The following is an 11,858-nucleotide window of genomic DNA, read 5'->3' on the forward strand; positions in this document are numbered from 1 at the left end:
CTTCACCTGCCCAAAAGGAGGCTCCAATATGAGCAAGCTTATGGATATGCCAAAAGAAAGCGGCTATGCGGCTTGGCTGCATTACAGCCGCAATAGTAAGGTACAAAAGCTGCCCGCCTGGTGCAGGGTCATCGTGGTCCATGAGACAGATGAAGTGCTTCAATCGGCTGCGAGTGAGCTTCAGCACGGATTGACCTCCATGTTTGGACAGCAGCCGAAAATCAGTACCGTTCCTGTAAATGCGCCATTCATTGCGCTGGGTACGTTCCCAACGCATCCTTTGGTCGCAGAACGATTCAGTGCGACGGAACAGGCAGAAGTGGGCGCGGAAGGCTACCGAATTCGCGGGCTAGAGATGCCAGATCCGGCATATTCAGCTTTGCACAGTAACGATGAGTTCAAAGGACCGTACGTTATAGTCGCGGGGCAGACCTCCAAAGGCGTATTGTATGGAGTCTTTCATCTGCTGCGCTACCTTCAAGGAGGATTAGACGGCAAACTGAAACCCGCCGCCGAGGAATCATTGCACGCTCCCCTTCTAGACCTATTGTCTAATCCAGCTAATCCCATCCGTATGATCAACCACTGGGATAACATGGATGGTAGTATTGAACGCGGGTATGCGGGTGGGTCCATTTTCTACGACAATAATGCCTTTACTGCAAATATGGAGCGCCTGCGAGACTATGCCCGTCTACTCGCTTCTGTAGGCATTCAAGCGCTATCCATTAACAATGTGAATGTCCATCAGGTAGAAACCGAGCTGATTACAGATAAATTCCTACCGGATGTGGCCAAAGTAGCTGCGGTATTCCGCGCCTATGGCATACAGATCTACTTGAGCATTAACTATGCCAGTCCTATTCAGCTCGGCGGGTTAACTACAGCCGATCCCTTGGAACCAGCTGTAGCTGAATGGTGGCAGACCAAAGCCCAGGAAGTTTACGCCGCCGTTCCTGATCTGGGTGGTTTTGTGGTCAAAGCCGATTCCGAAAATCGGCCCGGACCGTTCAGCTACGGGCGCCATCACGCCGATGGAGCCAATATGCTGGCAGATGCGTTGCAGCCCTATGGCGGACGTGTGATTTGGCGCTGCTTTGTCTACAATTGCAAGCAGGACTGGCGCGATCGCAAGACGGATCGAGCTCGCGCAGCCTTTAACCATTTTAAACCACTGGATGGGCTGTTTCGGGAAAATGTCATTTTACAGATCAAAAATGGTCCCATGGATTTTCAGGTGCGGGAGCCTGTCTCCCCCCTGTTCGGTGGGCTGGAAGCCACTCAGGTGCTACTGGAATTTCAGATTGCGCAAGAGTACACCGGCCAACAGAAGCATCTATGTTACCTTGTTCCGCAATGGAAGGAAGTATTGGATTTTGATACTTACGCCCAAGGAAAAGGCTCCACCATCAAGCGTATTGTGAGTGGCGCCCTGCATTCTCCCAAACCTACCAACTATGGAATAGCCGCTGTATCCAATATTGGTGCAGACACCAATTGGACCGGACATTTGCTCGCCCAGTCCAATCTTTATGGCTATGGTCGACTGGCATGGGACCCGGAGCTGTCTGCGGAGGAAATCGCTGATGAGTGGGTTCGGCTGACGTTTGGCAGACAAGGGAATAGCGAAGGCGACACAGATTTAATTTCTACCATTAAGCAGATGCTGCTCGATTCATGGAATATCTACGAATCCTACACCGCCCCTCTGGGGGTCGGCTGGATGGTCAGTCCCGATCACCACTATGGGCCGGATGTAGACGGGTACGAATATTCCAAGTGGGGAACCTACCATTTTGCTGATTGCCGAGGGATTGGAGTAGATCGCACGACCGCAACCGGGACCGGCTATGCAGGACAATATTTTGCTCCCCATGCCGATATCTATGAATCTACGGACACCTGTCCGGATGAGCTGCTCTTATTCTTTCACCATGTTCCTTATACACACTTGCTCCATTCCGGCCAAACTATCATACAGCACATTTATGATACCCATTTTGAAGGTGCAGAACGTGCGGCCCATCTTCGAGACACATGGGTTAGTCTACGAGGGCAGCTGAATGATACCATGTATGAACAGGTGTTGGAGCGGCTGGAGCATCAGGCTGAGCATGCCAAAGAATGGCGGGATCGGATCAATACGTATTTCTACCGTAAAAGCGGTATTGCCGACCAGAAGGATCGCCCTATTTATTAAGCAGGCTGTCTCGGCAATACTTTCCATACAGACTGGAACAAGACTTTTATACGCTTAGGTTCATTTTCTCCTATACTGGCTTGGCTATCCGCACATCACTAAAGGGCATGCGTCTCCTCAGACCTATGCCTTTTTTTTGCCTGTAGACTTTTAGGCACACGGTTGCTTACGTAAAATGTCATATTTGTCCACCTTGAGTGCGCAATAAATTCTTCTTTTTATGCAACCGCTTGCTTTATACTATTTTTGTAGACGTTTACAAAATGTTGTCGAATTAGACTATGCTTTGGGGAGGATGATCGGTTTGACATTGTATCGAAGTCTATGGAAAAAAGGGTGTATGCTTCTACTAAGCCTTGTGCTGTCTCTGACTGCCTTCATTGGCTCACCCTCTAATACGGCGAGCGCAGCGGTTGCAGATGATTTTCAAGCTTCCGTCATGGGACCGCTGGCGAAAATCAATGACTGGGGTTCCTTTAAAAAGCAGCTACAAACGTTGAAAAACAATGGCGTGTATGCCATCACTACCGACGTCTGGTGGGGCTATGTGGAGAGCGCAGGAGATAACCAGTTCGATTGGAGCTACTACAAGACCTATGCAAATGCCGTGAAAGAAGCGGGACTGAAGTGGGTTCCTATTATCTCTACGCATAAGTGTGGAGGAAATGTGGGAGATGACTGTAACATCCCACTGCCAAGCTGGCTGCCGAGCAAGGGCAGTGCAGATGAAATGCAATTCAAGGACGAAAGCGGCTATGCCAATAGTGAAGCCCTCTCCCCATTGTGGAGCGGAACCGGTAAACAATATGACGAGCTGTATGCCTCATTCGCTGAAAACTTTGCCGGATATAAAAGTATCATTCCCAAAATTTATTTGAGCGGCGGTCCTTCTGGGGAATTGCGCTATCCGTCCTACTATCCAGCAGCAGGGTGGAGCTACCCGGGACGAGGCAAGTTCCAAGCTTATACTGAAACAGCCAAAAATGCATTCCGCACAGCTATGAATGACAAGTACGGATCATTGGACAAGATTAATGCTGCTTGGGGCACCAAACTTACCAGCCTTAGCCAAATCAATCCACCGACCGATGGGGACGGATTTTACACGAATGGCGGATATAATTCCACATATGGAAAGGATTTTCTGTCGTGGTACCAAAGTGTACTTGAGAAGCATTTAGGTGTCATCGGAGCAGCGGCCCACAAAAACTTCGATTCTGTGTTTGGTGTCCGGATCGGGGCCAAAGTTTCCGGTCTGCACTGGCAAATGAACAATCCTGCTATGCCGCACAGCACAGAACAAGCAGGTGGATATTATGATTACAACCGTCTCATTCAGAAATTCAAGGATGCCGATCTAGACTTGACATTTACTTGCCTGGAGATGAGTGACAGTGGCACAGCACCGAATTATTCCTTGCCGTCCACCCTGGTTGATACCGTCTCCTCCATCGCGAATGCCAAGGGTGTTCGCCTGAATGGTGAAAATGCACTCCCGACAGGCGGCAGCGGCTTCCAAAAAATCGAGGAGAAAATCACGAAGTTCGGTTATCACGGGTTTACGTTATTGCGCATCAACAATCTCGTCAACAATGATGGCTCACCAACCGGTGAGTTGAGTGGATTCAAACAATATATCATCAGCAAAGCCAAGCCTGACAATAATGGCGGTACAGGCAACAAAGTAACGATATACTACAAAAAAGGCTTTAACTCACCTTACATTCACTACCGTCCGGCTGGCGGAAGCTGGACTGCAGCGCCAGGTGTGAAAATGCAGGATGCCGAAATTAGCGGCTATGCTAAAATTACCGTCGATATCGGTTCTGCCTCCCAATTGGAAGCCGCTTTTAATGACGGCAATAACAACTGGGACAGCAACAACACCAAAAACTACTCCTTCAGCACGGGCACTTCTACGTACACGCCCGGTAACAGCGGCAATGCGGGAACGATCACATCTGGCGCTCCAGCGGGTACGATTCCCGGGGATGGCGGCGGTACAACTAACAAGGTAACGGTATACTACAAAAAAGGCTTTAACTCGCCTTATATTCACTACCGCCCAGCTAACGGAAACTGGACTGCCGTACCCGGTGTGAAAATGCAGGATGCCGAGATTAGCGGCTATGCCAAAATTACCGTTGATATCGGTTCTGCCTCCCAATTGGAAGCTGCTTTTAATGACGGCAATAACAGTTGGGACAGCAATAACTCGAAGAACTACCTTTTCAGCACTGGAACTTCTACCTACACACCCGGCTTGAACGGGGCTGCAGGATCTATCCGAACGGGGGCACCTTCGGGGGGCGTCCTCAGCGTAGGGGCTTCTACCTACGCAACCGACCTCAACGAAGTGGCAGGACCTATCCCAACAGAAAAACTTTCGGGTGTAACCTTAAACGTAAGCACTTCTACCTACACACCCAATGTTAACGGAGTTGAAGTAACTGCTCAAACGGAGGCGCCTTTAGGCGCCTTCACTCCTATAGATCCGGGTACCCTTTCCAAGCCCACTCCCCTCAACGTAGACTGGAGCGAACAAAGCATTTATTTTATCATGACAGACCGATTTAGCAACGGAGATCCGTCCAACGATAACTACGGTGGCTTCAATTCCAACAACAGCGATCAACGCAAGTGGCATGGTGGCGATTTTCAAGGTATTATTAACAAACTCGACTACATTAAAAATATGGGGTTTACCGCGATCTGGATTACCCCGGTAACGATGCAAAAGAGTGAATACGCTTACCACGGCTATCATACGTATGATTTTTATGCGGTAGACGGGCATCTCGGTACAATGGACAAGTTCAAAGAGCTGGTTGGTAAGGCACATGACAAAAATATCGCTGTGATGCTGGACGTCGTCGTGAATCACACAGGTGATTTCCAACCGGGGAACGGCATCGCCAAGGCCCCTTTTGATAAAACAGATTGGTATCATCACAATGGTGAAATTACAGGTGGGGACTACAACTCTAACAACCAATGGAAAATTGAAAACGGTGATGTGGCTGGACTGGATGACCTAAATCATGAAAACCCCGCTACCGCAAATGAGCTTAAAAACTGGATCAAATGGCTGCTGAATGAGACAGGCATCGACGGACTGCGGTTGGATACCGCCAAGCATGTACCGAAGGGTTTTCTAAAGGATTTTGACCAAGCCGCCAATACCTTCACCATGGGTGAAATTTTCCATGGCGACCCTGCTTATGTGGGGGATTACACCCGGTATCTCGATGCCGCATTGGATTTTCCGATGTATTATACAATCAAGGATGTCTTCGGACACGATCAATCCATGAGAAAAATCAAGGAACGCTACTCCGATGATCGTTACTATCGCGATGCCCAGACCAACGGTGTATTTATTGACAATCATGATGTAAAACGTTTCCTGAATGACGCCTCCGGCAAGCCGGGTGCTAACTATGACAAATGGCCACAGCTCAAAACTGCTTTGGGCTTTACTCTGACATCACGCGGAATTCCAATCATCTACCAAGGTACTGAGCAAGGCTTTAATGGCGGAGATGATCCCGGCAATCGGGAGAATATGGCTTTCAACTCCAACCATGACCTGTATCAGTACATCGCTAAGCTGAACAATGTGCGCAACAACCACCCTGCTCTGCAAAACGGCAGCCAAAAGGAAAAATGGGTGGACGACTCCTTTTACAGTTTTCAGCGCTCTAAAAACGGTGACGAGGCCATCGTATTTATCAACAACTCCTGGAATAGTCAAACCCGCACGATTGGCAACTTCGATAATCTGTCCAACGGAACTCGCCTGACCAACCAATTAGGCAACGATTCCGTTCAGATTAACAACGGTTCGGTTACCGTGACTCTTGCTCCAAAGGAAGTTAAAATTTTCACCAAGTAACGGTCCCATTCGGTTACATTGGTTATTCAGATGTGCTAAAATGAGTTATAGAAGGATATACTAAAAAAGAGCAAGGATGCTGGTAACATCCCTACTCTTGGCAACAGCCGCTTTGAAGAGCGGTCGGCTGTTCAAAGGCGATCTACAGAAATAGACCGTTTTCCCCTTGAGCAGGGCGGTCTATTTCTTTTTGTTTTGGTTCAACGCAATAACAATCGTAACGATTAATCCGATCAACGCTATTAATAGCGTGCCGAACATCATCATTAATGTCAGAGCATCCTTAACCTCCACAGGCATCACCTCCCTTCCGGGAGATTAGCCGACCGCCCACCTAAGCCATTCTGTTGTTACTGGAATTATAGCACGTAAATCCGTCCTTAAGCGACAACATTTTACAGATTCATCCAGCCAATCTTATATGGACACTCATCGTCCTTTGCTGCTTACACATTCTACTGTGTCTCTATATGGGTATAGCTTCTTAACGCCAATAAAAGCCCAGCACAAAAATGAAGCAAATACTGATGATTCCTCCAGGAACATTCGTAAATGTTCTGCCCAGTGTGCCGTGTGGAGAAAACAATAACGGCACGGTCCATGGATAAAAGGTATTTCCAGGTGTATTAACCAAAACAAAATTTAAACACATAACGGTACACATCCCCATAATGGCGGGCACAAATTTTCTCCAGCGAATGGCGAAGAACGTGATGATCGGGATGAGCATAGCGTGCATAATAATCATTTTAGTGAAGATTCCAAGCTGATATATAACGATTTCAAAGGTTAGCGGTCTGTCCGTAATTAACATACCCAATAGCGCAGATAGCGCAAATGCCAACAAAAGGCTAACAGCGATGTACATATAAATAACAAGCAGCTTGCTGAAGTAAAGACGACTCCGGCGAACCGGGCTTGTAAACAGGGCCATATGGGTCCTCTCTTGATATTCTCTCGCATAGATATAGCAAGTCAAAATATAATAGCTCATATACCCAGTTAGGAAATTAATAAGAGTAACAATACTCATAAAATAGTCATTCCAACCATCACGATCTATCGAATACTTGGGACTACCCGTGTAACTATAAAATTCCACCACAATGGTTAATACTAAAATCATTACACTCAACAAAAGAATCTTAGTTCTTTTCAGCTTCAAGCACTCTGCTTTAAACAGGGCAAACATAACAAACCTCCTTTGAAAAGCTCTCTCCATCTAGCCCCTTCTTTGATATGCCCATAGGGATAAAAACAATCCAAGAAGAAAAGTTACTGATAAACTCAACCACGCTATGAGAATATTGACGAATATAATCGCACTTCCTTCATTGGGCGACAAAAGATAGGGTACAATCCACGGATACCATTCACTTTTATACATAAAATTTAAAAATATAACAGTACAAACTACGAGTACAACCACCATAATGCTCTTCCAGCGTATAGCAAAAAAAGAGGCAATTGGGATTAACATCGCATGCATCACACACATTTTGGCAAACACTTGAATTTGGTATACCCAGATAGCCATCGTTAAAGGTCGATTTGTAATAAGCATGCCTAATACTGCAGACAGAAACAGAACGATAAATAGCGACACAATAATAAATCCATAAATAATGATCAATTTACTAAAATAAAATTTTGCCTTGGTGACAGGCGTAGTAAACATAAAGAGGTGCGTGTTTTCCTGGTACTCTCTCGCAAAAATATGACCCGTTAAAATGTAATAACTGACAAATCCGGCTGCAACATTAACGAAAAGAACTATGCCTTCAAAATAGTAGGTCCAACCCCGTTTATCAATTGAATATCGGTAAAAAACGGCGCTTGTTACGAATTCCAGCAACACAACAGCCAGCAATATTATAAAACTCAACAAGAAGGCTTTAGAGCCTTTAAGCTTAATGAGCTCTGCTCTAATCACGTCGCCCACCCTCTCCTGAAATGAGAGTCAAAAAGTACTCCTCTAGCGTCTGCTTTGTGGTGTGTATCTCATAAACTGAAAACTGATGATCTATTAACTGTTTATTTAACGCAGATGTATTTTCAATCGGACTATGAATTCTTAGTTGTTGTGGGGGATATCACATTAGATTGAAGCTGCTTCATGTGCTCTTGCAGAAATGCTTGCACTGCTTCTGCATCGTCTACCTTTACATCTGTATATTGCTCAAAGCCTTCCTCTAACCGGCTCAAACGATCTTCCGCTAACAGTTTTCCATTATGTATAATCCCGATGTGTGTAGCTAACTGCTGAATTTCGCTCAAGATGTGGCTGGAAATAAGAATTGTTTTCCCGTCTTCCTCGCACAACCGCTTCAATAGCTGACGAATTTCCTTAATTCCAGATGGGTCCAGTCCGTTTGTTGGCTCATCCAATATGAGCAACTCAGGGTCATGAACAAGCGCCCTCGCAATCCCCAATCTTTGCTTCATCCCTAGGGAAAAATCTTTGAACTTCTTTTTACCGGTATGCTCTAAACCTACCGTGGTTAAGGTACGTTCTATTCTTCCATCATCCTTCATTCCCATGTACTTACAGCATATTCTCAGATTATCACGCGCACTCAGGTTTTCGTATAAACCTGGTGTTTCAATAATCGTTCCAATTTTGGAAAAGATAGATGGATAATTCGTCTCCAACCGCTCGCCAAATAAAAAAACCTCCCCACTTGTAGGCTCAATCAGCCTCATCAGCATGCGGATGGTCGTTGTTTTGCCAGCCCCATTCTCACCGAGGAAACCGTAGATACTGCCACGCTCCACGTGTAAGGAAATATCGTCTACAGCTACCGACATCCCGAACTGTTTGCGGAGGCCCTTCGTTTCAATAACATACTGCATTTCTTTCATCCTCCTATACACACCAAATATAATTATTATACAGATTGAATCATCCACAAAATGTAAAAACCATCACATTTATTCATTTGCCAATCATTATCCCGATAAAAACAAAACAGGCACCTGACGAAGCGTACACTTCGTTGCAGGTGCCTTGTTTATATATAAACAACGTGGGATTACTTAGGCCTCAGTAGCCACGTTGATATTGTTCAGGTATGGAAGGCTTCTCGCCGCGCAGTGCCACCGCTGCATGAGTAGCCCAATATGGATCGCGCAGCAATCCGCGTCCCACAGCGACCAGATCGGCATCTTCATTGCCGATAACAGACTGCGCCAAGGCCGGTTCATCCAGTGCGCCAACGGCGATGACTGGGATGTTCAGCGCCTCGCGGATTTGGCGAGCAAACGGCACTTGATAGCCCGGATAGTTGCCTGGCTTTCTGGCGCCTGCCGGTCCTTCTCCGCCCGAGCTGACATGGATCACGTCTACGCCTGCAGCCTGATATGCTCGGCTCAGCTCAATAGCATGATCCACATCGTATCCACCATCTACATATTCCACCGCGCTGATGCGGAAGATTAACGGCATACCCGCAGGCATTTCCTTGCGCACAGCCTGAATGACTTCAACGCCGAAAAGGGATAGCTCCTGACCATACACGTCATCACGCTTGTTTGTAACCGGCGAATGGAATTGGTGAATCAAGTAACCATGTGCACCGTGAAGCTCAATCGTATCCACGCCCGCTTGAACCGCACGCCGGGCGGCGTCTGCGAATTTTTGTACCATGCCACGGACTTCCTCTGTGGTCAGTGCGCGCGGCTGCTTATAACTCGCATCCGGGTATGCGATGGCCGAGGGAGCGACCGGCTCTGCTGCATCCTCAGCTTTACGGCCCGCGTGAGCAATCTGAATGCCTACCTTGGACCCGTGCGCATGAATACCGTCAACCAGCTTCTTATAAGCCGGAATATGTTCATCTGACCAAAGGCCCAGATCATAATCGGTAATTCGTCCATCCGGTTCCACGTCCGTCATTTCTATAATAATCAGCCCCGTGCCTCCAATTGCTCGGCTTAGGTAGTGAACATGATGCCAATCATTCGGAATCCCATCCTTGGCTGTGACCGAGTATTGGCACATCGGTGCCATGACCACACGATTCTTTAACTCCAAATTTTTGATTGTATACGGTGTAAACAACGAAGTCTTCAAAACGCTCATCTCCTTTTTCATCTCTACCACATAACTAAAAATGCGTTCCAAATTACACGGTCTATTATAAGCACAATCGGCACAGTCCAAACGAAATAAAGAGATTCCCCAACCGGGGTCTCCCTCGTATTTGCACCGTGCAGTCATTATGTATATCGTAAGGTTGTAGATGTATTGCACACAATCTATTATCCACAACCTAATAACTTTTTGCAAGTAAATATTTAAATATTATTAAATATTTTTTTGTTCACACTCTCTCGACCTCCTAACTCTAACACAAAAAGACGCCCTTACGGACGCCTCTGCGAAACCAGTTTTATTGTGCTGAACCTAATTGCACCCATGCCTTCTCAATCTCTGCAACCGCCTGATCCTTGTTCATGTTACCACTGATATAAGCCTGCATCAGCTCGCCAAATTTTTGATGGAATGTATCCAAGGAGTAGTTAACAGACAGATCACCGGACTTCGACGTTTTCAAAATGCTTTCCATTTCCTTAGGCATTTCAAGATCAGGAAGCGGTGCATCCTTAATTGGAGGAATCACCTTCGCTACCTGGGAGAACCAGTTCTTACCGTATTCCGAAGTGTACAGCCAGTTGAAAAATTCAATCGTTTCCTTCGATACTTCGGAATCCTTATTGATACGCAGTGCCTGATCCGCACCGGTAATGATGACCGATTGATCAGCTTTGTCACTCACCGGATACCCCATGATGCCAATCTTGAGATCAGGGTTAATTTTCTTAATCGCTTCCTCATCCCACGCACCTTTACCCGTCATAAATGCAGCTTTTCCAGATGCAAAATCACTTACTCCCGCATTGCTGTCCCGTTCCAGCGGCTTATCTGTGCCATGTTTCACCGTCAAATCAATGAAGCTAAAGAAGTTGTTGTACAGCACTGGGTAGTCCTTGATTTTTGCTTTACCTGCGATAAAATCACTAACGAGCTGCTTCGACTCCACGCCTGCATCCTGTGCAGCAGCATCTACATAGTGCATGAAGATGTGCTTCCATACCCACCACTCTTTATATGCGTTCGCAAATGGAGTAATGCCCTTCGCCTCCAGCTTGGTGACCGCGTCCTGCATTTCTGCAATCGTCTTTGGCGGGGAGGTTATCCCAGCTTTGGTAAGCAAATCTTTGTTGTAAATCAACGAAAACAGGTTCCCCTTCACCGGGAGTCCGAGCACTTTTCCGTCACTGGAACTCATATTCGCTCGAACAGCATCCGTCATGGCTGCTGCTAGCGGCTCATTGGTCAGATCGGCGCTATAATCCGCATACGTGTCGATGTCGCCTCCTGCCGTCGTTTGGAATACATCCGGTGTACTACCTGAAGCTATTTTCGACTTCAGAATCGTGTTGTAGTCTGCCTGCATGATCTCCAAATTGATCTTCACGTTAGGTTTGACCTTCTTATACTCCTCGATATACGCGTTAAAGGCATCGGTATACTCCGGTGAGGCTGTGAACATATTTATTGTAACCGTTTTCAAATCTTCTTTGCCGCCAGCACTTTCTTTCGACGCATCCGTGCCGCCGCTGCTTCCACATCCGCTCAACAAACCGACCGTCAAAAGCAAACTGCCGGATAACGCCATCATCTTCTTTAACATGGATACTCCCCCATTTGTTTGTGATCAACGTCCATGCGATCATTCTAAAAAATATACTCCAATTTAA

8 protein-coding genes are annotated in these 11,858 nt (G+C 46.6%); 2 read left to right on the top strand and 6 right to left on the bottom strand.

Annotated features, from left to right (window positions below; all coding sequences use genetic code 11):
• The first annotated feature begins 28 nt into the window (after window positions 1-28).
• Both NSQ57_RS24295 and NSQ57_RS24300 read left to right on the top strand, forming a co-directional pair.
• Complete coding sequence (locus NSQ57_RS24295) at window positions 29-2,200, top strand: alpha-glucuronidase family glycosyl hydrolase (RefSeq protein ID WP_342425428.1); 2,172 nt, start codon at window positions 29-31, stop codon at window positions 2,198-2,200.
• Between the two features lie 304 nt (window positions 2,201-2,504).
• Window positions 2,505-6,095 carry a family 14 glycosylhydrolase gene (locus tag NSQ57_RS24300; protein WP_342425429.1) on the top strand — a complete coding sequence of 1,197 codons (3,591 nt, stop codon included), beginning with the start codon at window positions 2,505-2,507 and terminating at the stop codon, window positions 6,093-6,095.
• 180 nt (window positions 6,096-6,275) lie between these two features.
• On the opposite strand, the gene NSQ57_RS24305 is transcribed toward NSQ57_RS24300, so the two are convergent.
• From NSQ57_RS24305 to NSQ57_RS24330, 6 genes are all read right to left on the bottom strand, one after another.
• Window positions 6,276-6,389: a putative holin-like toxin gene (locus NSQ57_RS24305; protein WP_016822651.1), complete on the bottom strand. Its 114-nt coding sequence runs from the start codon at window positions 6,387-6,389 to the stop codon at window positions 6,276-6,278.
• A gap of 190 nt (window positions 6,390-6,579) precedes the next feature.
• Window positions 6,580-7,287, bottom strand: coding sequence for an ABC transporter permease (locus NSQ57_RS24310; RefSeq protein WP_342425430.1), 708 nt, complete (start codon window positions 7,285-7,287; stop codon window positions 6,580-6,582).
• A gap of 30 nt (window positions 7,288-7,317) precedes the next feature.
• Complete coding sequence (locus tag NSQ57_RS24315; protein WP_209947615.1) at window positions 7,318-8,028, bottom strand: ABC transporter permease; 711 nt, start codon at window positions 8,026-8,028, stop codon at window positions 7,318-7,320.
• A gap of 131 nt (window positions 8,029-8,159) precedes the next feature.
• Window positions 8,160-8,948: an ABC transporter ATP-binding protein gene (locus NSQ57_RS24320; RefSeq protein ID WP_342425431.1), complete on the bottom strand. Its 789-nt coding sequence runs from the start codon at window positions 8,946-8,948 to the stop codon at window positions 8,160-8,162.
• A 190-nt stretch (window positions 8,949-9,138) separates the two neighbouring features.
• On the bottom strand, window positions 9,139-10,167 hold the full coding sequence (locus NSQ57_RS24325) for an NADH:flavin oxidoreductase/NADH oxidase (RefSeq protein WP_029518752.1): 1,029 nt from the start codon (window positions 10,165-10,167) through the stop codon (window positions 9,139-9,141).
• A gap of 319 nt (window positions 10,168-10,486) precedes the next feature.
• Window positions 10,487-11,791, bottom strand: a complete 1,305-nt coding sequence (locus NSQ57_RS24330; RefSeq protein ID WP_039271867.1) for an extracellular solute-binding protein — start codon at window positions 11,789-11,791, stop codon at window positions 10,487-10,489.
• Between the last annotated feature and the right edge of the window lie 67 nt (window positions 11,792-11,858).

Origin of the sequence: Paenibacillus sp. FSL L8-0502 (assembly GCF_038593055.1) — a bacterium.
In the GTDB taxonomy this organism is placed as follows: Bacteria; Bacillota; Bacilli; order Paenibacillales; family Paenibacillaceae; genus Paenibacillus; species Paenibacillus polymyxa_D.

Bases quoted from the DNA above. Each gene is read 5' to 3' on its own strand.
- NSQ57_RS24320 (WP_342425431.1), bottom strand. From the start codon at position 8,948: ATGCAGTATGTTATTGAAACGAAGGGCCTCCGCAAACAGTTCGGGATG.
- NSQ57_RS24330 (WP_039271867.1), bottom strand. From the start codon at position 11,791: ATGTTAAAGAAGATGATGGCGTTATCCGGCAGTTTGCTTTTGACGGTC.
- NSQ57_RS24295 (WP_342425428.1), top strand. From the start codon at position 29: ATGAGCAAGCTTATGGATATGCCAAAAGAAAGCGGCTATGCGGCTTGG.
- NSQ57_RS24310 (WP_342425430.1), bottom strand. From the start codon at position 7,287: ATGTTTGCCCTGTTTAAAGCAGAGTGCTTGAAGCTGAAAAGAACTAAG.